We start from the raw sequence: 21,174 nt of genomic DNA on the forward strand, positions 1-21,174 counted from the left end.
TGTCCCTCAGACTCAGGCGATAAGGGCTTCAGAGAGGCGATTCAGTCGACCGCGCACCGACCCGTCAATGACGGTATCGCCGGCGCGAAGGACGACGCCTCCGAGAAGTTTCGGATCCACCTGAGTGGTAATGGAGATTTCGCGATTCAGCCGCTTCTTGAGCGCGCCGGCGAGCTTGTTCTGCTGCGTGTCATCGAGCGCATAGGCCGTGACCACAGTGACGTCGATGCGTTTTTCGTGGTCAGCGCGCAGGCGCTCGAATTGCTCGGCGATGGCACCCAAGGCCGATAGCCTCCCCTTGTCACCCAGGGCTTCGAGGAACCGGCGACCAGCATCATCCACGCTGATGTCGGCGACCTCGATGACCATGTCGACTTTGCGGTCGTTGGCGATCTTGGGGCTCGCGATCAATTTCTGAGCATCACGCTCCGCGACGACCTGGCCCAGCTTGACGAACATGTCAGACCAGGCTTCAAGCGCCTTGTGGTCCCGCGCATACTCGAAAGCCGCCTTGGCGTAGGGTCGTGCGACAGTAGACGTTTCCGCCATGGGTCACCTCCTTCACAGTTCGGCAGCAAGCTTATCTAACAGCTTGCGGTGTGCCTTCTCGTCGATGGAGGCTTCCAGAACACGCTCGGCACCGACGATGGCAAGCGACGCCACCTGGGCACGAAGCTCTTCCTTGGCGCGATTGATTTCCTGATCGATCTCGGCGCGGGCACCGGCCACCAGGCGCTCGCCTTCGGCACGTGCCTGCTCGCGAGCTTCCTCGATCATCTGGCTGGAACGCTTGTTCGCCTGGTCGAGAATCTGGGAGGCCTGCTCCTTGGTCTCGCGCAGCGTCTGAGCGGCCTGCTCCTGAGCAAGCTCGAGGTCGCGAGAAGCCCGGCTGGCTGCGTCGAGGCCATCGGCGATCTTCTTCTGGCGCTCGTGGAGCGCGGAGCTGATCGGCGGCCACACGTACTTGATGCAGAACCAGACAAAGATCGCAAAGGCGATCGTTTGCCCGATAAGCGTCATGTTGATATTCACGGGTATGTACCTCTGACGGGTTCGTGGCGACCGGATAGAAGCGAACCGAGCGCCTCAGCGCTCGGTGCTGTCATTAACCGGCAACGACGAAGATCAGGTACATCGCGATACCAACACCGATCATCGGCACGGCGTCGAGCAGGCCGGCCATGATGAAGGTACGGGTCTGAAGCTGGTCGCCAAGCTCGGGCTGACGGGCAGTCGACTCGAGCAGTTTGCCGCCCAGCATGGCGAAGCCAATGCCGGTTGCCAGGGCGCTGACGCTGATGATGATGGCGGCGGCAAGGTAGACGATTTCCATGATGTTGCTCCTAGTTTTACGTTGAGGTCAGGTTCAAGTTACTGCGTTTGCAAAGGTTGCTTGGCTCAGTGGTGCTCGTGAGCGGCACTCAGGTACACGATCGACAGCGTCGTGAAGATGAAGGCCTGCAGCGAGACTACCAGGATATGGAAGATGGCCCAGGGCACATCCAACAGCCAGATCGCCCAGAACGGCAGCAGCGCGATCAGGATGAAGATCACCTCGCCGGCGAACATGTTGCCGAACAGACGCAGCGCCAGGCTGATCGGCTTGACGATCAGGCCGACGATCTCGAGGATCAGGTTGAAAGGAATCAGCAGCCAGTGGTTAAACGGCGTCAGCGAGAGCTCCTTGGCGAAGCCTCCGGCACCCTTGACCTTGATGCTGTAGAAGACGATCAGGCAGAACACGCCCAGCGCCATGCCCAGGGTGGCATTGACGTCGGTGGTGGGCACGATTTTCATGTATTCGAAGCCCAGGCGACCAAACAGCTCCGGGAGGTAGTCGACCGGTAGGATCTTCAAGCTGTTCATCAGCAGGATCCACATGAACAGCGTCAGCGCTATCGGAGCGATGTGGGGATTCTTGCCGTGGAAGGTGGAGCGGGTCAGGTTCTCGATGAACTCGATGACCATCTCGACAGCGTTCTGCAGCCCGCCGGGGACGCCGGTGGTGGCCATGCGGCCGGCCTTGTGGAACAGCCCCAGAAACAGCACACCCATGGCGATGGACCAGCCCATGGTATCCAGATGAATGGCCCAGAAACCCATCTCGGTGGCTTCGGCGGAGGTGCTGGCAAGCGACCAGCCATTCTCGGGATGCCTGCCGAAGGTCAGGTTCTGGAGGTGGTGCTGTATGTAATAGATGGCGGATATTTCATTATCTGCTGCCATACGCTGCTTACCTCAGGTTCGGTGGGTCGGCCGGTCACGCAAGAGCCAGGGTGTGAGCCAGTGCATGAGTTGAGCCGCCACATATGCGACAAAGAAAAAAGCTGGGTTTGAGGGGGGCACTGTGACGAAGACGATCACGAACAGTGCTACCGTCAAACCGAACTTGCCCATCGCTGCCTGATAGAGATTCATTACGCTGACCCGCGGGCGTCGGCCATCCCGGATGCGCAATCCACGCCAGACGAAATAGAGCGTGGGCAGCAGGCTGACCGCGCCGCCGAGCAGGGCAGACAGTACCCCCTCGTGACCATGCCGCAAGCCAGCCAGCAACGCTACGGTCAGGGTAGCCAGACCCTGGGCCAGGAACAGGCGGGTGAAATCCAGGCGCCGGCGCCTTGTGGCAACGTGTCTGTGCATCCTGTCGACATTTCCTGCCCTGTCTTGGCAGGGTTCGGGTGCCGGCTGTACCGAGCGTGACACTCAGGCAAACAACGGCGGATTATAGGGAAGCGCCTCTGAGCCTTCAACCAAACAACGCGCTTTTGCTGCCGAATGGTGCGACTTTGCGACCAAAGGTGCAAGGATTGTCGACATTCGTACCCCGGGACGGCGCCTTCACATCGGCTAGCGAATGTGTTCCAGAATGCCGTCGAGCTCATCCAGGCTCGAATAGCGGATCGTGACCCGGCCCTTGCCACCGCGACCGTGCTGGATCTTGACCGGCGCCCCGAGCACCTCGCCTAGCCGGTTCTCGAGGCGGGCCACGTCGGGGCTGGTTGCGGCCGCCTCGGTCTTCGCCGGTTCGCCGTTCACCAGGCGCTTGACCAGCGCCTCAGTATCGCGAACCGTCAGATCCTTGTTGACCACCTCATGAGCGGCCTTGCGCTGCCTGGCACCGGAGAGCGCCAGCAGGGCCCGGGCATGCCCCATGTCCAGGTCGCCGCGTTCGAGCAGGGTCTGCACTTCGGGATCCAAGGTCAACAGCCGCAGCAGGTTGGCCACCTGTGCCCGGGAACGGCCGACGGCGTCCGCTACCTGCTGCTGGGTGAGCGCGAATTCGTCGAGCAGCCGTTTGAGCGCCATGGCTTCCTCGACGGGATTGAGATCCTCTCGCTGAATGTTCTCGATAAGCGCCAGGGCCAGGGCGACTTCGTCGCTGACTTCGCGGATCACCGCCGGAATAGTGTCGAGCTCGGCCAACTGGGCGGCACGCCAGCGCCGCTCGCCGGCGATGATCTCGTAGCGCGCCTCGCCGATGGGCCGCACCACAATGGGCTGCATGACCCCCTGGGCACGGATCGAGTCGGCGAGCTCTTCCAGCGCCTCGGGCTGAATGTCCCGGCGTGGCTGGTACTTGCCACGAGACAGCTGGCCAAGCGGCAGTCGCTCGAGGCGGTCCTCGGCAACCGCTGCGGGCGGTACCTCACCTTCCTCGAAGGCCTGTATCTCGACCTCGGGCAGCTCGAGGCTCTCGCGGCGGCGGGCACCGGCACCGATCAGGGCATCCAGGCCGCGGCCCAGGGCGCGTTTTCGCGTCATTTATAGTCCCTCATCATTACAACGAGCAGGTTACGACAGTGGTACGGCAGCGTTACAGCGACAGCCGGCGTATCAGCTCCTTGGCCAGTACCCGATGGGCCTGGCTGCCTCGCGAGAAGCGAGCGTACTTAGTCACCGGCAACCCATGGCTCGGTGCCTCGGCCACGCGCACGTTACGCGGAATGGTGGTCTTGAGCAGGGTTTCACCGAAATAGTCTCGCAACTGCTTGCTGACATCACGGGTGAGGCTGTTGCGTGAGTCGAACATGGTGCGCAGGATGCCGTAGACGGCCAGCCCCGGGTTCACCCGATCCTTGATCTGCTCCACGGTGTCGAGCAGCGCCGAAAGGCCCTCCAGGGCATAGAATTCGCACTGCAGGGGAATCAGCACGCCATCGGCCGCGGTCAAGGCATTGACCGTGAGCATGTTGAGCGACGGAGGACAGTCGATCAGCACCACGTCGTACTCATCGGCGACCGGCTTCAGGGCTTCGATCAGACAGCGTTCCCGCCCTTCGGAGCGATCGAGCAGTTCCACCTCGGCAGCGGTGAGATCCCCGTTGCCCGGCAGCAGTGCATAGCCTGCCGCGGGGCAGTCGAGCATCACCTCCAGTGCGCTCTTGTCGCCAAGCAGCATGTCGAGCACGCTGCCGTCCAGGCTGTGCTTGTCGATACCGCTGCCCATGGTGGCATGACCCTGCGGGTCCAGATCAACCAGCAGCACGCGACGATCCAGCGCCGCCAGGCTGGCGGCCAGGTTGACGGCGGTGGTGGTCTTGCCCACGCCACCCTTCTGGTTGGTCAAGGCGATTATCTGGGTCACGGGCGACATCCTTGCGTCGATGGCACGCTCACCGGCGGCCAGGGTTGGAATCGGATCGCTCGACGATCAACAACTGACGAACTCCCGTCGTGAAGGGTACCGTCAGGCCATGACGCTCACGGATCGACACTGCGTCGGGCAACCCGGCCAGCTCGTCATCGACTGCCGGCCCCTTCATCGCCAGCCAGCGCCCTGTCGGCGAGGGCAAGTGCCGGGTCAGCGACACGAAGTCGCCAAGACTGGCAAAGGCCCGGGAGACGACCTGGGCATAGCCACCCTCGGGCGGTTCGAAGGACTCGACCCGAGCCTGAACCGGAGTGACGTTGCCGAGTCCGAGTTCCATCACCGCCTGACGCTGAAACCGCACTTTCTTGCCGTTGCTGTCGAGCAGCGTGACCGCAAGCCGGGGCTTGAGGATCGCCAGCACGAGCCCCGGGAGCCCCGGCCCCGACCCCACGTCGAGCAGTGGTTCGTCGGTCACGAAAGGCAGCACGGCGGCACTGTCGAGCAGGTGCTTGGCCACCATTTCCTCGGGTGAGCGTATCGCGGTGAGGTTATAGGCGCGATTCCACTTGTGCAACAACCCCACCAGGTCCAGCAGCTGCTTGCGCTGTGCAGACGTTACGACTATGCCCAAGGCGTTGAGGCCCTGATCGAGCTGCGTTTCTACCGCTGTGGTCGTGTCCGTCGTCATCCGTTGGCTACCCGGCTGTCATCGAGGAGTCGACGCTTCTTCAAGTGAATCAGCAGGATGGAAACAGCCGCCGGGGTAACGCCGGAAATCCGTGACGCCTGGGCCAGCGTCGCCGGTCGCGCCTCGCCGAGTTTCTGACGGATCTCGTGGGAGAGACCCTCGACCCGGTCATAATCGAGCTCGGCCGGCAGCGGCGTCGCTTCGTGGCGCTTGAGCCGGTCGATCTCGTCCTGCTGGCGGTCGATGTAGCCTTGGTACTTGGCCTGGATCTGCACCTGTTCGGCCACCGCCTCGTCTGTCACCGGCTCTCCGCCCATGTCGGCGAGATCGTCATAACCAAGCTCAGGACGCTTGAGCAGGTCCATCAGGCTGTATTCGCGCGTAAGCGCCTTGCCGGTCTTCTCGGCGATGGCCTCGGCGGCGGCGGTGCCGGGATGTACCCAGGTTGCCGCGAACCGGGCGCTCTCGCGCTCGATGGCCTCCCGCTTGGTGGCGAAAGCCGTCCAGCGGACGTCGTCGACCAGGCCGAGCCTGCGGCCGGCCTCGGTGAGGCGCAGATCGGCATTGTCCTCGCGCAGCAGCAGCCGGTATTCGGCTCGTGACGTGAACATGCGGTAGGGCTCTTTCGTGCCCATGGTGATCAGATCGTCCACCAGCACGCCAAGGTAGGCCTCGTCGCGGCGTGGCCACCAGGCGTCCAGTCCCCTGGCACGGCGGGCAGCGTTGAGCCCGGCCAGCAGGCCCTGGGCGCCGGCCTCTTCGTAGCCGGTGGTGCCGTTGATCTGGCCGGCGAAGAACAGGTTGTGGATAAATTTCGTTTCCAGCGAGTGCTTCAGGTCGCGGGGATCGAAGAAATCGTACTCGATGGCGTAGCCGGGCCGGGTGACATGGGCGTTTTCCAGCCCGTGAATCGAGCGTACCACCTGCAGCTGCACATCGAAGGGTAGCGAGGTGGAGATCCCGTTGGGGTAGAGCTCATTGGTGTCGAGCCCTTCCGGCTCGATGAATATCTGATGGCTAGCCTTGTCGGCAAAGCGGTGAACCTTGTCCTCGATCGACGGGCAGTAGCGCGGCCCGACGCCCTCGATCACGCCGGAATACATTGGCGAACGATCCAGGTTGGCGAGGATGATCTCGTGGGTGCGCTCGTTGGTATGAGCGATGTGGCAGCTCACCTGACGTGGCTGCATCTCGCGGTTCCCCAGGTAGGACATCACCGGGGTCGGCGTATCACCGGGTTGCTCCTCGAGCACCGAGAAATCGATGCTCTTGGCATCGAGGCGCGGGGGGGTACCGGTCTTGAGCCGATCGACCCGAAAGGGCAACGCCCGCAGCCGCTGGGCCAGGGTATTGGAGGGGGGATCCCCGGCGCGACCGCCGCGGCTCTGGTCGAGCCCGATATGTATCACGCCGCCGAGGAAGGTTCCGGTGCAAAGCACCACCGTTTCGCCGAGGAAGCGAATGCCGGTTTCGGTCACTACGCCACGAACGGTGTCGTTATCGACGATCAGATCGCCGGCAGCCTGCTGGAACAGCGTCAGGTTTGGCTGGTTTTCCAGCATGCCGCGAATGGCCGCCTTGTAGCGGACCCGGTCGGCCTGGGCTCGTGTTGCCCTCACCGCAGGGCCTTTGCGAGCGTTGAGTACACGAAACTGGATACCGCCCCGGTCGGTCGCCAGGCCCATGGCACCGCCCATGGCATCGATTTCCTTGACCAGATGACTCTTGCCGATCCCGCCGATGGCAGGATTGCAGGACATCTGCCCCAGGGTTTCGATGTTGTGGGTCAGCAACAGGGTCTGACAGCCCATGCGAGCAGAGGCCAGAGCGGCTTCGGTTCCCGCATGGCCGCCGCCGATGACGATAACGTCAAAGCGGTCGGGGTAATCCAAGGTACACCTCATTGCGCTTGAGCGCGGATATTGCGTAAGGGACGAAAATCAGCCTGGCAGTATAAACCTCCTGTGGGTAAGCGTCAGGGGTTTTCCACATGGGGTAGCCCGAGAGAACGCGATCTTCAGTTTTTCTATAAAATAAATAGAATGATTTAAAGGTAGTTCTGTTGATGTTGTTACTACTAGTGTGGACAAAATCTGTGGGTAACTGTATTTATCTACTATTTTTCAACTTCTTAGATTGTTGACTAGTGGCGTGAGAAGCGGCGTGCCTCCTGAGGGCGACCGGTGACGAGCCTGTGGATGAAATGCCAAGTTACGCACAGGCGAAATCTTGCACCGCTTGTCCACCGGCGGCTACCTGTCTTGTTACCATTGTTGTAAACAAGCCGGTATAAGGGCAATGAAAGCCCTTGTGGCGGGGCTTTCCGGGCGAAAAGCGAACCAGCGGGAAAATACTTACCCACACCACGAAAAAGGCCCTGTCGATAACCCGACAGGGCCTTTTTCACCACTTCCTCGACGTTCCACCGTATGGAAAGGTCACTTCATTTGGCGTCGGGGACTTCGTCTAAGCACGTTGCGTGGAACTTGTCGTAGGTGGTTTTCATGGGATTCACCCCATGTAACATGGTTAGAATCCCGAAAAGCGAGACATCGAAGAGAGGGGGTTCCCGATAAGGCCCTGGATCAGGGCTATACCATGAAGGAAGCACCGCAGCCACAGGTGGTGGTGGCGTTGGGGTTCTGGACCAGGAAGCGGGCGCCAGCGAGGCCCTCTTCGTAATCCACGGTGGACCCGACCAGATACTGGTAGGAGAGCTCGTCGACCACTAAGGCCACGTCATCGAACTCGATCAGGGCATCGTCATCCGCCACATCCTCGGCGAAGTCGAAGCCATACTGGAAGCCCGAACAGCCACCGCCGGTCACGTAGACCCGTAGCTTGAGTCCCGGTTTGCCTTCCTCTGCGATGAGCGCCTGCAGTCGTTTTCTGGCACTGTCGGAGAGCATCATGGGAGTGGGCACGAAGGTTTCTGCGCCGCTCATGGGCATCCTCCCCTGCGGAAACGCCGCTCAAATGGCTGCACGAGCGAATCGCTGCGTTGCGAGGTGCTAAGAATCCTCACATATACCCCATATGCTCCGGTTCTTGCGCTCCGTGCGCCTTGCGTTTCATCACGTTCGCCGATTTGTTCAGCATTTCCTTGAGCTGAATGAATGGGTAACAGGGGATTATCCCCAATCCCTAGCAAAAGGGTCAACTATTCGATGAGCCGTTCGGACTATTCCGAGGAAAGGACTACGAGGAGGCGCTGTGAATACATCCCTGTACGCTACCGACGCGCTGCTTCGCTCTCGCGTCCCTCTTCGCTTGCAGGACCGGTGCTGGCCATCCATGGCCAGCCCGTTCGGAGCAGTGCTCCTCACCCCTGGCGTAGGACCTCCTCTGCGCCCTTGCCTCGGTGCCCTATACGTTCAGGGTGATGAGATCAGGGCATCAGTGCCGGCGCGGCGAGTCCTGCGTGCTCGTCGAATCCGAACATCAGGTTGAGGTTCTGAATTGCCTGTCCGGAGGCTCCCTTGACAAGGTTGTCGATCACCGCCAGTACCACCACGGTGTCGCCGTCGCCCGGACGATGGACCGCCAGGCGGCAGACATTGGCACCCTTGACGCTGCGGGTCTCCGGGTGGCTGCCGGCCGGCATGACGTCGACGAAGGGCTCGGCAGAAAAGCGGCTCTCGAAGAGGCTTTGCAGATCGCCGGGGTCACGGGTCAGCCTGCCGTAGAGGGTCGCATGGATGCCGCGGATCATTGGCGTCAGGTGCGGCACGAAGGTCAACCCCACCGGCCCTCTGGCAGCGTCGCCAAGGCCCTGGCGAATCTCCGGCAGGTGGCGGTGGCCGGCGGCACCGTAGGCCTTCATCGACTCGCTGGCCTCGGCCATCAGTGACGGCACCTTGGCACCTCGGCCGGCGCCGGTGACACCGGACTTGCAGTCGGCGATGACATGGCCTGTGTCGATCAGGCCGGCTTCGAGCAGCGGCAGCAGGCCGAGCTGCACGGCGGTGGGATAGCAGCCGGGCACGGCGATCAGGCGTGCCTGGCGGATGCGCTCACGGTGCATCTCGGGCAGCCCGTAGACGGCTTCATCGAGGAGTTCCGGTGCACCGTGGGGTTGACCGTACCAGCTCGCCCACTCCTCGGCGTCACGCAGGCGGAAGTCCGCGGAGAGGTCGATGACACGGGTGCCCTTGGCCAGCAATTCACCAGCCAGGGCGTGGGCCACACCATGAGGTGTGGCGAAGAACACTGCATCGCAGGTCCCCAGCCGCTCGGCATTGGGCTCGCTGAAGGCCAGGTCATCGTAATGGCCGCGCAGGTTGGGGTACATCTCGTTGACGCCCATGCCCGCCTCGGATCGTGAGGTGATGGCCTCGACCTCGACCTCTGGGTGCTGAGCTAGCAGCCTGAGCAGTTCGACGCCGGTATAACCGGTGCCGCCGACGATTCCGACCTTGATCACGATGGACTCCTCTTGTTGGGCCGTCTGGAGATTGGCCTGCTGTACTGTAGAGAGCCCTGGCACTGGGACCGCTCCGTGTAGATATGATACACAAGAGAGAGGGCTGCCTCCCAGCCGCCCCTGGAAACTCATCGCACAGGAATATCGCCGTGCCGTTGCCGTCGCTGCCCGACCTTACCCTGGAAGGCTTTCGCCGCAAGTTGGCCAATGTGGACGCCCTGCCCCAGCTATGCGTGCTGGGGGTGTTCTCGGGACTGTTGACAGGGGCCGTGATGGTTGGGTTCCGGCTGTTGCTTGATTTGGGGGCATTGACCTTCATGCCCGACGGCGACCCCGAGAACTTCGAGGGGCTCTCGCCGCTGCTGCGCTCGTCCCTGCCACTGCTGGCAGTACTGATCATCGGCATCTTCCTGTGGCGTCAGCCTGCGGCCGCTCGCAAGATGGGGGTGGGCCATGTCATCGAACGCCTCTCCTATCACCAAGGCCGTTTCCCGTTGCGTAACTGGATCAACCAGTGGTGGGTGGGGGTGATATCGGTGATCGGTGGCTTGTCGGCGGGCCGTGAAGGCCCCGCGATACACCTCGGTGCGGCGGCGGCCAGTGGCATCGGGGAGCGCCTGCGGCTGCCTCACAACAGCCTGCGCGTGCTGGTGGCCTGTGGCACCGCGGCGGGAATTTCGGCCTCCTTCAACACGCCCATTGCTGGGGTCATCTTTGCCATGGAAGTGGTGATGCTGGAGTACACCATCGTTGGATTCATGCCGGTGATCCTGGCCTCCACCATGGGCGCGCTGGTTGCCATGCTGGTCTACGGTTCGGAACCGGCCTTCCAGGTGCCCAGCGTCAGCATGGGGTCGCTGATGAACCTGCCCTGGATCGTGGTCACGGCGTTGTTCGTTGGCTTGTTGGCCGGCATTTTCATCCATGTGGCGAAGAGTCCCGCCATCAGGAGGTTGCCGGTCTGGCTGAGACTGATGCTCGTAGCAGTGGCTACGGCCGGCGTGGCCTGGTGGTATCCCGAGGTACAGGGAATCGGCTATGACAGCCTGGATGCGTCACTCACCGGTCACCTGGCCGTGGATGTCCTGTTCGCCTTGGTGGTGGCCAAGCTGCTGCTAACCGGCCTTACCGTGGCCAGCGGTATTCCCATCGGCATCATCGGTCCGATCCTGGTTGTGGGTGCCGCCGCGGGAGCCCTTGCCGGTCTGGTCGGGTCCCAGCTGTGGCCGCCGCTGGCCGCCGAGCCGGGTTTCTATGCCATGCTTGGCATGGCGGCGATGATGGGTGCGGTGCTGCAGGCACCGCTTGCTGCCCTGATGGCGCTACTCGAACTCACCCATAATCCCAACATCATTTTGCCTGGCATGCTGGCAGTGGTTGTATCGGGGCTGACCGCCCGGCAGCTATGTCGCTGTGACGGCTTCTTCGTCAGCGTGACCCGTCAGGGTCTGCATCCCCTGCAACAGCCACTGATGCAAGCCCTCTCCCGGGTGTCGGTGCCGGCTGTGATGGAACGCAGCCTGGTGCGTACCCAACGTATGGTGACCAGGGATCAGGCTCGCGCCCTGCTCGATGCCAAGCCGGTATGGATACTGATCATGCGCTCGACCGATGACAAACCAACCCTGGCGCTCAAGGCGGCAGATCTGGCCCGGGCGCTGATGGACGAGCAACTGGCAGAGGCGGTCAAAACCGCAAGTGAGCTGATCGACTTGCTTGAGGTACCTGGCCAACGCCTGGAGATGGCACCGATTCATCTGCAGGCCACGCTATCGGAAGCCTTCGAGCGGCTTAACGATCAGGCGGTGGATGCGCTTTTCGTGGAGCACGGACATCGGCCGAAGCAGAAGCGGATTTCGGGTATCATCACACGCGGCGCCATCGAACGTTACTATTCGCTGAAGTAGGCGTCCGCTCAAGTCGTCATTCGCTCACATGGTCGATACTTCATCGACTCGCCCTGTCTGGAGACCCCATGTACCTGTGGCTAAAGGCTCTGCATATCGTTGCCGTGATTACCTGGTTCGCGGCGATGTTCTACCTGCCGCGGCTCTTCGTCTACCATGCCATGGCTCGTGAAAAGGGTGAGCAGCAGGCCATCGATTACTTCACGGTGATGGAGCGTAAGCTCTATCGTGGCATCATGACCCCCTCCATGATCGCCGTGTTGGGGCTGGGTGCCTGGATGCTCTACCTGATGCCGCACTGGCTCGGCATGGGCTGGATGCACGTCAAGCTGCTGTTGGTGGTGCTACTGGTCATCTACCATCATGTCTGCCTGGTTTACTTGAAACAGTTTGCCGCCGGCCGCTGTCACCGTAGTCATGTCTTCTTCCGCTGGTTCAATGAATTGCCGGTAATCGCTCTGTTGGTCATCGTGATCCTTGCCGTACTCAAGCCGTTCTGACATGAGTGACAGCGCTCAACAGCCTACCCCTCCCGTCGTGCTGATTCTGGCGGGTCATGACCCAACCGGTGGCGCCGGACTGGTCGCCGACAGTGAAGCCGTGGTGGCCTGCGGTGGCTGGGGCGTTACCATTCCGACCGCCTTGACAGTGCAGAACTGCCGAGATGTTGAACGGGTGGTACCAGTCGAGGCACGGCTGATCCGCGAGATGGCCAACGCCCTTGACGAGTTCTCCATTGCGTCCATCAAGGTGGGCCTGATCGCGAGTGTGGATGTGCTCGATGCGGTGGTGGATATCGTACGTGCTTACCCCGGGGTGCCGGTCGTGGTAGATCCGGTGCTCAAGGCGGGGGGAGGAGGTGAGTTATCCACAGCCGCTTTATTGGACGCTTTCCGCGCTCGCCTGCTGCCGCTTGTGGATATTCTGACACCCAATCGGCTGGAATTGGCTCGGCTGGCGGGTAGCGAGGCGAATGACGACTCTGCCCGGGTGGAGCGACTGCTCGGCCTAGGCTGCCGTGCGCTGTTGGTGACGGGTACCGATGACCCCGACCAGCGGGTGCCAGCCAATCAGGTCCAACAGGTACTCTACACAGGTGAACAGCGTTTTCGCTGGCGCTGGCCCCGGCTGTCGGAGCGCTATCATGGTTCGGGCTGTACCCTTGCCGCAGCGCTGGCGGCACGGTTGGCGGGGGGAGAGCCGCCACTGTTAGCCTGCGAACAGGCTCAGTCGTTTACCTGGCAGGCATTGGCCGATGGATGGTGTCCGGGCAGGCACCAGTCATTGCCACGGCGCATGGGCAGTTGCGGCAACCCCATTGCCGACTTGACTGGCAGCAAGAATAGGCTGTCTGACGGCCGTTGGTGCTGGCCAGGTGCCACGGGGACAGACAAAATGACCGGAGAGATGACCCGTACACGCGATATGACCGTAGATCACCGGTTATTCAACATTCGCAACAAGGTTATCCAAGATTCTATCCACAGCCTGGACGGTTCAGGCGGGGATCCTTTCGACCTTCGTTTCAGCGACAGCAAAGAGGCTTTCATGACCACATCCGCACAGCTCTTCGAACAGGCCTGCCGCCACATACCCGGTGGCGTCAATTCCCCGGTTCGTGCCTTCAAGGGCTTGCATCGGCCACCGGTCTTCATGGAACGGGCACAGGGGGCCTATCTCTATGACGTGGAAGGCAAGCGCTATGTGGATTATGTCGGCTCCTGGGGACCGATGATCACCGGCCACGCCGACCCCGACGTGCTCGGCGCCGTGCGGGATCGGCTCGATAATGGCCTCTCCTTCGGCACCCCGACCGCCATCGAGACCACCATGGCCGATCTGATCTGCGACATGATCCCCTCTATCGAGATGGTGCGCATGGTAAATTCCGGCACCGAGGCCACCATGTCGGCGATTCGCCTGGCGCGGGGCTTCACCGGTCGCGACAAGATCGTCAAGTTCGAGGGCAACTATCATGGCCACTCCGACTCGCTGCTGGTCAAGGCCGGATCCGGCGCCCTGACCCATGGCGAACCCAGCTCACCTGGCGTACCCGCTTCGCTGGCCGAGCATACCATTACTCTCTCTTACAACGATCTCGATGCCGTCGAGGCCTGCTTCGAGGAGATCGGCAGCGAGATCGCCTGCATCATCGTGGAGCCGGTGGCCGGCAACATGAACTGCATTCCGCCGCAGCCGGGCTTCCTGGAGACCTTGCGTCGGGTCTGTACCGAAAACGGCAGCGTGTTGATCTTCGACGAGGTGATGACAGGCTTCCGGGTCGCCATGGGTGGTGCCCAGGCGAATTATGACATTACCCCTGATCTGACTTGCCTGGGCAAGATTGTCGGCGGCGGCATGCCGGTGGGGGCCTTCGGTGGCAGGCGCGAGGTGATGGAGCAGATCTCGCCACTGGGGCCGGTCTATCAGGCGGGCACCCTTTCGGGCAACCCGCTGGCCATGGCTGCCGGTATCGCGCTACTGACCAAGCTGCGTGAACCGGGTTTCCATGATGCGCTGGCACAGCGGGTGGAGACGCTCTGCCATGGCCTCCAGGAACGTGCCGATGCGGCCGGTGTCGATATGATTACACAGCGTGCTGGCGGTATGTTCGGACTCTTCTTCACCGGGCAGTCGCGAGTCGACAATTTTGCCCAGGCTACTGCCTGCGATACCGATTCTTTTCGCCGATTCTTTTCGGCGATGCTTGATGAAGGCATCTATCTGGCTCCATCGGCCTATGAAGCAGGATTTATGTCCAGCGCCCACAGCCCGGAAGACATCCAGGTGACCCTAGATGCCGCGGTCAAGGCCTTCGACCAGGTGCGTCAAGGCTGACCGAGAGCTGGGCAATCGTTTTGAGGGCCTGTTTTCGAGGCGCTATCATCATGGCCAAGCCATCAGTGACGTCGACATCACACGCTCCCGGCCCCCTCAGCCTGGACGAACTGGTCGACTCACTGGTGGTGGCTCTGCTCGGATGTCGAGCGGCAGTGCTTGTAGGGTATTGATCCACAGGCGGTTGGCGTGGAACCGGCTGTGGATATCTTTACCGGCGATGCCACTTCGCGTACCTAATCAACGCCTGCCAGGTCTTGCCGGAACAGATTAGATGCCGAGTAAGTGGACCGTCCTACCAGTTGGTACGTAGCCATGAGAGGAACTCATAGCCAGTATATGACCGCTCCAATGTCAGGCTCGGCCCTATCCCACCTTCTTGTCAGTGCTTCATTTCCTTGCGAAAACTTGGCGGTACGCTGAAAAGATTTCTCCTTGCCCAGTTCATTGCCTGCAACCTGTTATGGACCTTGATTTTTCTAAAAATATTATAGAGGTGTGACTTGACCGTGTGCTCACTGACAAACAGCTTTTCGGCAATTTCCGAATTGGTAGCACCAGTGCCAAGTAGACCAATTATCTCCAACTCACGTTGTGTCAGTCCACAGGCGGGACGGTAGGAGTTCATCTGCTGCCGCCTGAGCAGCAATATCATCCTGGACATGAGTGCCCGGGACATCCATAGGCTGCCATCCTGCAAGGCCTGCAAGCCTTTGCAGATCAGCTCGATGCTGTCATTGCGATAGAAGATGCCCTGGAGGTTGAGCGTCGAGAGCAGTTCGACGGCATGATCTTCGCCCCGGACATTGAACGCAGCGAGACTGATTTGTTCATTCTCATCGGCTATGCCCTGCCAGCGCTGCATGCTGGCTTCGCTAAGATGATCCAGATCGAGAATGACCAGCATTGGCTGATTACCATTGATGTGCGGAGCCTCGCTTTCGCTGACGGCAACGATGTCATGCTCGAATTTCTGCTGAATGTATTCGATAAATAGTTTCGACTGCGGGTTGATGTCGGTCACCAGAAGAACGTGACAATCCATGTTGTCCATAATGCTGCCCCTCCCTTTGCGAGCTGTAGTGATTCTGTAATGTGCGATTCTGTAACGTAACGTAACGTTAACGAAACCCTTGTTGGAGTCTCGGACAAAAAAAGTAAATATGGCAATAACTAATTGCTATTACCTAATATTTTTTTATGCCATTAATTTATGAGCTGTTTTTTTGCGTTACCGCCTCGGAACGAGCCACACTTCAGGATGATTTTTTTTTCATGCTGGCTATGGGTTTCCTCAAGAATTCAAAAATCCCCAAGAGCGCAATTGCAGTATAGACATGGTAATACCATTACTCCATGAAAATGGAATTAGGCCTTATTCTGGCTCACCCTGCCGGCTACACATCGTTGCTGGACTCGGTCCCAATAGACAATTTCAGAAGCTTTATCGGTTTATTAGTGGCTGCCATTTTGGTACTTTTTTGTTTTCGCATAATCATTAAAGGATGATAAATTTCATCTAATCATTATGCATTTACAGCAGTATAAGAGCCTTTCCTTCTGGTTAATCTAATCAATTCAACGCAGCATCCTCAGCCTATGGCGAGTACACACGCCTAGTCTGTTCGCTGAGCGGCTCATGCTGCTGCCATATTGTAAAGATGAGTTACGAAATTGTCACCATTTGTTTTCTCTTCCACCTTGCAGATGCTCTCTATGGCATACTCCGTCCTATTGTCTTTGCTTTGCGAGGTGGCCTTGTGTCGGGTCAAGCAACAGTGATTCTGGCTAGTAGTAATGCTGGAAAAATCAAGGAATTCAATCAGCTGTTGAGCCGGCTCGGGATGCACGTTCGGCCCCAGGCGGATTTCGGGGCGATCGATGTCGAAGAGACGGGGCTGACATTCGTCGAGAATGCCCTGCTCAAGGCACGCGAGGCGAGCCGCATCAGCGGCTTGCCCGCACTGGCGGATGATTCCGGCCTGGAGGTGGATATCCTTCATGGTCAACCTGGTATCTACTCCGCCCGCTACGCCGGTGAGCCGAAGAGCGACGCTCGCAACAATGCCAAACTGCTTGCGGCGCTGGTCGGGATACCAGCACCTCGCCGTACGGCACGCTACTGGTGCGTATTGGCTTATCTTCGTCATCCCGACGACCCGGTGCCCTTGATCGTGCAGCGCAGCTGGGATGGTGAGATTCTGACAGCGCCTCGTGGGGAAGGCGGTTTCGGCTACGATTCGTTGTTCTGGCTACCGTCGCTAGGCCGGAGCGTCGCCGAACTCGGTGCCGAAGAAAAGAACCGGCTAAGCCATAGAGGAAGGGCACTCCAGTCGCTGGTGACAGTCTTGGGCGAGACGGCGGCAGGGTGATGACCACGCTTTCTCGGCGAGGCGTTAGCCTACCATCGCTGTCGCTCTATGTTCATGTTCCCTGGTGCGTGCGCAAGTGCCCCTACTGCGATTTCAACTCTCACGGTGTGGGTCATGGCGCCGAATTGCCTGAAACACGCTATCTGGCGGCGTTGCTTCAGGATCTCGAGGCCGATCTGCCACTGGTATATGGCCGCGAGCTGACCAGTATCTTCATCGGTGGAGGAACGCCGAGCCTGATGTCGGCCGGCTTCTATGCGGAGCTGTTTGAGATGCTGTCCCGCCGGCTCTCCCTGGCCTCGGATATCGAAGTGACGTTAGAAGCGAATCCGGGAACCCTGGAGCGTGGCCGGTTCCAGGGCTATCGAGCGGCGGGCATCAATCGGCTCTCCCTGGGGGTGCAAAGCTTCCAGGATGCCCAACTGCAGTCACTGGGCCGTATCCACAGCGGTAACGATGCGATGACGGCGATGGACGAGGCGCGTCATGCTGGCTTCGACAACATCAACCTTGACCTCATGCATGGCTTGCCGGGTCAGACCCCGGAGCTGGCGCTAGCCGATCTCGATCGTGCGCTCTCCCTCTCGCCGGAGCACCTCTCCTGGTACCAGCTCACAGTGGAACCCAATACCGAGTTCCATTCACGCCCGCCTGTCCTACCCGAGGAGGAGGTGCTGTGGGATATTCAGGATCGCGGGCATGAGCGGCTCGAGGCCGCCGGATTGACGCGTTACGAGATATCGGCCTATGCCCGGCAGGGCCTGCAGTCGCGCCACAACCTCAACTATTGGCGCTTCGGCGATTATCTGGGTATCGGTGCCGGCGCGCACGGCAAGCTTAGTATCGCCGATGTGCAGGGCGGCCTGCATATCGAACGTCGCTGGAAGGCCCGACAACCGGAAGCCTATCTGCGTCGGTGCCACGATCCCCGCGGCTTCGTCGCCGGTCGTGCCGAGGTGGTCGAGGATGAGCTGCCGCTGGAGTTCGCCATGAATGCGTTGCGTTTGGTGGAAGGAGTGTCGATGGCGGACTGGGAGGCGCATACTGGGTTTCCTTTCGGCACTCTGGAGGCTCGCCTCCTGTCGGCACGTAAAAAAGGACTTCTTGTGGAAGATGACCAGCGACTGCAGGCATCGCCTCAAGGTCTATTATTCTTGAACGAATTGCTGGTTATGATTGGCGAAGCCGATGCCGGCGCTGAATGAATCACTCCCTGACTTCCGGAGATAACCATGTTCAAACCCCTTCGACTTGTTGTACCGCTAGCCGCGGCAGCCCTACTGATAGGCTGTGCCACGACGGACCCCTACGGTGGTCAGACTCAGCGCTCCAGCACCATGACCGGCGCCGGTGTTGGTGCGGCAGTCGGCGCCGCTGCAGGTGCCCTATCGGGCAGTGGCAGCACCAGTCGGCGAGATCGTGCGCTGATCGGTGCCGCGGTGGGTGCGGCTGCGGGTGCTGGCGTTGGCGCCTATATGGACCGTCAGGAGCAGCAACTGCGCGAGAGCATGAGGGGCACCGGCGTCGATGTGGAGCGCCGTGGCGACGATATCGTGCTCAACATGCCGAGCAGCGTGACGTTCGGCTTCGACTCCAGCGAACTGACCCCGAGTGCCCGCAATGCCCTCAATGACGTTTCTTCAATCCTGACGCAATACACCGACACGCGGGTCAATATCGCTGGTCATACCGACAGCACCGGTGATGCCGGCTACAACCAACGGCTATCTGAGCGCAGAGCCGAGGCGGTCGGCAACTATCTGACTCAGAACGGCGTAACGCGTAATCGGCTCTACATGACTGGCTATGGCGCAAGCCAGCCGGTGGCGAGCAACACAACTGAGGATGGCCGCGCCCAGAACCGTCGCGTCGAGATTACGCTCACTCCGATCGAGAGCCAATTCCAGCAATAGACCGGCCATGCCTGCCGCTCGAACCGGGCCCGTCACTGACAGTGGCGGGCCTTTTCGATAGTCTTTGCCAAGAATCGTCACTTGCCTGACAAGGCGCCGTGCCTGGTCGCTTTGCCAGCCAGGTGTGAAGCCCCTGCCGATTCGCCATCTCTTCGCCACCTCAAGGACCCGTGGCCATGCTTTCCTATCAGCACGCCTACCATGCCGGTAATTTCGCCGATGTGCACAAGCACCTGACTCTCTTTGCCGTTATCGGCTTTCTGCTACGTAAGGCGTCACCGATCACCTATATCGATACTCATGCCGGGCGCGGACTCTACCCACTTTCATCGGAGGAGAGCCTGAAGTTGCAGGAGCATCGCCAGGGGGTACAGCGACTCTGGCAGGAGAAGCAAGCGCTGGCAGCGGAACCGCTGATAGGTGACTGGCTGTCACAGCTGGCCGAGGCTCAGTTGGGCGCGAGCAGGCAGGGGATGCCAACACTGGACAGCTATCCGGGCTCTCCCTGGTGGCTAACAAGACAGCTGCGCGGCGTGGATCGCATGATCCTGTTCGAACTGCACCCCGGCGAGCATGAACACCTGGCGCTTCAACGCCTGCCGAAGAACGCGCAGCGCATCCATGGCGATGGCCTTAAGGGCCTGTTGCAGCGATTGCCGGTTTCGACGCCGCGGCTATGCGTATTGATCGATCCCAGCTACGAGCGCAAGAGCGAGTACGCTGAGGTGGCCGAGACCGTGCTGTCGGCGATGCGCAAGGCACGGCACGGCGTGATGCTGGTGTGGTACCCGCTTCTGCCAGCCGGTCGCCACAGTGAGCTGCTGGAACGGTTGCGCAGCGGCGGCCTGCGCAAGATCTGGCGCAGCGAACTGACCCTGCGTGAGCCAGATAGCGAAGCAAGGGGCATGTATGGCAGCGGCGTGCTGGTCGTCAATCCGCCCTGGGGGCTCGAGGCGCAGCTGGAACCAGCCATGACTCGCATCGAGCCGCTGCTGGGTCCTGATACTCGGCATCGTGGCGAGTGGTGGGTAGCCGAGTAGGGCGGTAGACCTTACTTGCCGATGCAGAAGCTGCCGAAGATCTCGCCCAGCAGGTCGTCCGCACTGAACTCACCGGTGATCTCGCCCAGCGCCTGCTGGGCATCGCGCAGGTCCTCGGCCAGCAGCTCACCTGCGCCGTAGCCGCTCAACTGCTCCTCGCCTGTGGTTAGTGCTCGGTTTGCCCTGTCGAGCGCATCGAGGTGGCGACGACGAGCGGAGAAGCGGCCTTCCGTGGTGGTGGTATACCCCATCACCTCCTTCAGGTGTGTCTTCAAACTATCCACACCCTGTCCGGTCTTGGCCGAGAGCCGGATGACCGGCGTAGCTGTGGATAACTCGAGCCCGGCGATCTCGTGGCTGGTATCGATCTTGTTGCGGACCAGGGTAAGCCGGCCGGGATCGCCAAGTCGCTCGACGAATTCGGGCCAGATCGACATGGGATCGGTGGCGTTGGTCGTGGTGGCATCCACCAGCAGCAGCACCCGGTCGGCCTTCTCGATCTCGTTCCAGGCACGCGCCACGCCGATGCGTTCCACGGCGTCCGGGGTATCGCGCAGGCCGGCCGTATCGATCACGTGCAGAGGCATGCCATCGATGTGGATGTGTTCGCGCAGCACGTCGCGGGTGGTGCCCTCGATCTCGGTGACGATGGCCGTTTCCTTCTCGGTCAGGGCATTGAGCAGGCTCGACTTCCCGGCGTTGGGCCGCCCCGCGATCACCACGTTCATGCCTTCGCGCATCAGCGCACCCTGAGCGGCGGCTTTGCGGACCTTGGTAAGCTCCGCTTTCACCGCCGTCAGCATCTCGGTCACTCTGCTGTCGGCGAGGAAGTCGATCTCCTCTTCGGGAAAGTCGATGGCCGCTTCCACGTAGATACGCAGCTCGATCAGGCGTTCTACCAACGCCGCGACCCGACGCGAAAATTCCCCCTGAAGCGAGCGCAGGGCGTTCTCAGCGGCAGATCGCGAGCTCGCCTCGATCAGGTCGGCGATGGCCTCGGCCTGGGCCAGGTCGAGTTTGTCGTTGAGAAAGGCGCGTTCTGAAAACTCCCCAGGGCGGGCCAGGCGTGCGCCCAGCTGCACGCAGCGTTCAAGCAGCAGATCCATGATCACCGGTCCACCGTGACCTTGGAGCTCCAGTACGTCTTCGCCGGTAAAGGAGTGGGGCGCCGGGAAGTAGAGCCCGATGCCTTCATCGATCACCCGCTGGTCGCCCTGGAAGGGTGCATAGTGGGCGTGACGGGGTGGGGGGCAGTGACCCAGCACCCCCTCGGCAATGGTGTGACAGCCGGGGCCAGACACACGAATGATGCCTACGCCGCCGCGTCCCGGTGGGGTAGCCAGGGCGGCGATGGTGTCCGCGGTATAGAGGCACTCTGCCATTGAGGCTCCTAGCTGCC

General features: G+C 60.8%; 20 protein-coding genes and 1 pseudogene. 8 read left to right on the forward strand and 13 right to left on the reverse strand.

Annotation, left to right across the window (positions count from 1 at the left end):
- Positions 1-12 precede the first annotated feature (12 nt).
- The 11 genes from DU490_RS01540 to argC form a co-directional block, all read right to left on the reverse strand.
- On the reverse strand, positions 13-549 hold the full coding sequence (locus tag DU490_RS01540) for a F0F1 ATP synthase subunit delta (RefSeq protein ID WP_114572580.1): 537 nt from the start codon (positions 547-549) through the stop codon (positions 13-15).
- Positions 550-561: 12 nt separating this feature from the next.
- Positions 562-1,032, reverse strand: a complete 471-nt coding sequence (locus DU490_RS01545) for a F0F1 ATP synthase subunit B (protein WP_043518308.1) — start codon at positions 1,030-1,032, stop codon at positions 562-564.
- A 73-nt stretch (positions 1,033-1,105) separates the two neighbouring features.
- A complete protein-coding gene (gene atpE / locus DU490_RS01550; RefSeq protein WP_010625958.1) occupies positions 1,106-1,333 on the reverse strand; it encodes a F0F1 ATP synthase subunit C in 228 nt (75 codons plus the stop codon).
- Positions 1,334-1,398: 65 nt separating this feature from the next.
- Entirely contained in the window at positions 1,399-2,226 is an 828-nt protein-coding gene (gene atpB / locus DU490_RS01555) for a F0F1 ATP synthase subunit A (RefSeq protein WP_114572581.1), read from the reverse strand.
- Positions 2,227-2,238: 12 nt separating this feature from the next.
- Complete coding sequence (locus DU490_RS01560; protein ID WP_114572582.1) at positions 2,239-2,643, reverse strand: ATP synthase subunit I; 405 nt, start codon at positions 2,641-2,643, stop codon at positions 2,239-2,241.
- Between the two features lie 207 nt (positions 2,644-2,850).
- Positions 2,851-3,765 carry a ParB/RepB/Spo0J family partition protein gene (locus DU490_RS01565; protein WP_114572583.1) on the reverse strand — a complete coding sequence of 305 codons (915 nt, stop codon included), beginning with the start codon at positions 3,763-3,765 and terminating at the stop codon, positions 2,851-2,853.
- A gap of 52 nt (positions 3,766-3,817) precedes the next feature.
- Complete coding sequence (locus DU490_RS01570) at positions 3,818-4,588, reverse strand: ParA family protein (protein WP_114572584.1); 771 nt, start codon at positions 4,586-4,588, stop codon at positions 3,818-3,820.
- Positions 4,589-4,616: 28 nt separating this feature from the next.
- Positions 4,617-5,282 carry a 16S rRNA (guanine(527)-N(7))-methyltransferase RsmG gene (gene rsmG, locus DU490_RS01575; protein WP_114572585.1) on the reverse strand — a complete coding sequence of 222 codons (666 nt, stop codon included), beginning with the start codon at positions 5,280-5,282 and terminating at the stop codon, positions 4,617-4,619.
- Positions 5,279-7,174, reverse strand: coding sequence for a tRNA uridine-5-carboxymethylaminomethyl(34) synthesis enzyme MnmG (gene mnmG / locus DU490_RS01580; protein WP_114572586.1), 1,896 nt, complete (start codon positions 7,172-7,174; stop codon positions 5,279-5,281). The genes rsmG and mnmG overlap by 4 nt, the downstream gene beginning before the upstream one ends.
- Positions 7,175-7,873: 699 nt before the next feature.
- Positions 7,874-8,227, reverse strand: a complete 354-nt coding sequence (gene erpA, locus DU490_RS01585) for an iron-sulfur cluster insertion protein ErpA (protein WP_114572587.1) — start codon at positions 8,225-8,227, stop codon at positions 7,874-7,876.
- 443 nt (positions 8,228-8,670) lie between these two features.
- Positions 8,671-9,705 (reverse strand): N-acetyl-gamma-glutamyl-phosphate reductase, encoded by a 1,035-nt coding sequence (gene argC, locus DU490_RS01590; RefSeq protein ID WP_114572588.1) that lies wholly within the window; start codon positions 9,703-9,705, stop codon positions 8,671-8,673.
- A 149-nt stretch (positions 9,706-9,854) separates the two neighbouring features.
- On the opposite strand from argC, the gene DU490_RS01595 reads away from it, so the two are divergent.
- The 4 genes and pseudogenes from DU490_RS01595 to hemL all read left to right on the forward strand — a co-directional run bounded on the left by DU490_RS01595 (position 9,855) and on the right by hemL (position 14,450).
- Positions 9,855-11,612, forward strand: coding sequence for a chloride channel protein (locus DU490_RS01595; RefSeq protein WP_258801107.1), 1,758 nt, complete (start codon positions 9,855-9,857; stop codon positions 11,610-11,612).
- Positions 11,613-11,680: 68 nt separating this feature from the next.
- The gene (hemJ, locus tag DU490_RS01600; protein ID WP_114572590.1) at positions 11,681-12,112 is read left to right on the forward strand and encodes a protoporphyrinogen oxidase HemJ; all 432 of its coding nucleotides are present in this window, start codon (positions 11,681-11,683) and stop codon (positions 12,110-12,112) included.
- 1 nt (position 12,113) lies between these two features.
- Positions 12,114-12,908, forward strand: a pseudogene (locus DU490_RS17275) (hydroxymethylpyrimidine/phosphomethylpyrimidine kinase); the annotation flags it as partial.
- A 252-nt stretch (positions 12,909-13,160) separates the two neighbouring features.
- Positions 13,161-14,450 carry a glutamate-1-semialdehyde 2,1-aminomutase gene (gene hemL, locus DU490_RS17280; RefSeq protein ID WP_220270436.1) on the forward strand — a complete coding sequence of 430 codons (1,290 nt, stop codon included), beginning with the start codon at positions 13,161-13,163 and terminating at the stop codon, positions 14,448-14,450.
- Between the two features lie 382 nt (positions 14,451-14,832).
- Here the strand turns inward: hemL and DU490_RS01610 are convergent, their stop codons facing one another.
- Positions 14,833-15,504: a response regulator transcription factor gene (locus tag DU490_RS01610; RefSeq protein WP_114572592.1), complete on the reverse strand. Its 672-nt coding sequence runs from the start codon at positions 15,502-15,504 to the stop codon at positions 14,833-14,835.
- 706 nt (positions 15,505-16,210) lie between these two features.
- Between DU490_RS01610 and rdgB the strand changes: the two genes are divergently transcribed.
- From rdgB to DU490_RS01630, 4 genes are all read left to right on the forward strand, one after another.
- On the forward strand, positions 16,211-16,822 hold the full coding sequence (gene rdgB, locus DU490_RS01615) for an RdgB/HAM1 family non-canonical purine NTP pyrophosphatase (RefSeq protein ID WP_181869923.1): 612 nt from the start codon (positions 16,211-16,213) through the stop codon (positions 16,820-16,822).
- Entirely contained in the window at positions 16,822-18,027 is a 1,206-nt protein-coding gene (hemW, locus tag DU490_RS01620; protein WP_114572594.1) for a radical SAM family heme chaperone HemW, read from the forward strand. The genes rdgB and hemW overlap by 1 nt, the downstream gene beginning before the upstream one ends.
- Positions 18,028-18,054: 27 nt before the next feature.
- Positions 18,055-18,735 (forward strand): OmpA family protein, encoded by a 681-nt coding sequence (locus tag DU490_RS01625; RefSeq protein WP_114572595.1) that lies wholly within the window; start codon positions 18,055-18,057, stop codon positions 18,733-18,735.
- A gap of 176 nt (positions 18,736-18,911) precedes the next feature.
- Entirely contained in the window at positions 18,912-19,775 is an 864-nt protein-coding gene (locus DU490_RS01630; protein ID WP_114572596.1) for a 23S rRNA (adenine(2030)-N(6))-methyltransferase RlmJ, read from the forward strand.
- Positions 19,776-19,786: 11 nt separating this feature from the next.
- On the opposite strand, the gene mnmE is transcribed toward DU490_RS01630, so the two are convergent.
- Positions 19,787-21,157: a tRNA uridine-5-carboxymethylaminomethyl(34) synthesis GTPase MnmE gene (mnmE, locus tag DU490_RS01635; protein ID WP_114572597.1), complete on the reverse strand. Its 1,371-nt coding sequence runs from the start codon at positions 21,155-21,157 to the stop codon at positions 19,787-19,789.
- Positions 21,158-21,174: the final 17 nt, after the last annotated feature.

Origin of the sequence: Halomonas sp. DQ26W (assembly GCF_003339685.1) — a bacterium.
In the GTDB taxonomy this organism is placed as follows: domain Bacteria; phylum Pseudomonadota; class Gammaproteobacteria; order Pseudomonadales; family Halomonadaceae; genus Halomonas.

Coding starts and splice junctions, on each gene's coding strand:
- DU490_RS01630 (WP_114572596.1), top strand. CDS start 18,912: ATGCTTTCCTATCAGCACGCCTACCATGCCGGTAATTTCGCCGATGTG.
- DU490_RS01560 (WP_114572582.1), bottom strand. CDS start 2,643: ATGCACAGACACGTTGCCACAAGGCGCCGGCGCCTGGATTTCACCCGC.
- DU490_RS01610 (WP_114572592.1), bottom strand. CDS start 15,504: ATGGACAACATGGATTGTCACGTTCTTCTGGTGACCGACATCAACCCG.
- rsmG (WP_114572585.1), bottom strand. CDS start 5,282: ATGACGACGGACACGACCACAGCGGTAGAAACGCAGCTCGATCAGGGC.
- atpB (WP_114572581.1), bottom strand. CDS start 2,226: ATGGCAGCAGATAATGAAATATCCGCCATCTATTACATACAGCACCAC.
- mnmE (WP_114572597.1), bottom strand. CDS start 21,157: ATGGCAGAGTGCCTCTATACCGCGGACACCATCGCCGCCCTGGCTACC.
- hemW (WP_114572594.1), top strand. CDS start 16,822: ATGACCACGCTTTCTCGGCGAGGCGTTAGCCTACCATCGCTGTCGCTC.
- hemJ (WP_114572590.1), top strand. CDS start 11,681: ATGTACCTGTGGCTAAAGGCTCTGCATATCGTTGCCGTGATTACCTGG.
- atpE (WP_010625958.1), bottom strand. CDS start 1,333: ATGGAAATCGTCTACCTTGCCGCCGCCATCATCATCAGCGTCAGCGCC.
- hemL (WP_220270436.1), top strand. CDS start 13,161: ATGACCACATCCGCACAGCTCTTCGAACAGGCCTGCCGCCACATACCC.
- DU490_RS01540 (WP_114572580.1), bottom strand. CDS start 549: ATGGCGGAAACGTCTACTGTCGCACGACCCTACGCCAAGGCGGCTTTC.
- DU490_RS01565 (WP_114572583.1), bottom strand. CDS start 3,765: ATGACGCGAAAACGCGCCCTGGGCCGCGGCCTGGATGCCCTGATCGGT.
- DU490_RS01625 (WP_114572595.1), top strand. CDS start 18,055: ATGTTCAAACCCCTTCGACTTGTTGTACCGCTAGCCGCGGCAGCCCTA.
- erpA (WP_114572587.1), bottom strand. CDS start 8,227: ATGAGCGGCGCAGAAACCTTCGTGCCCACTCCCATGATGCTCTCCGAC.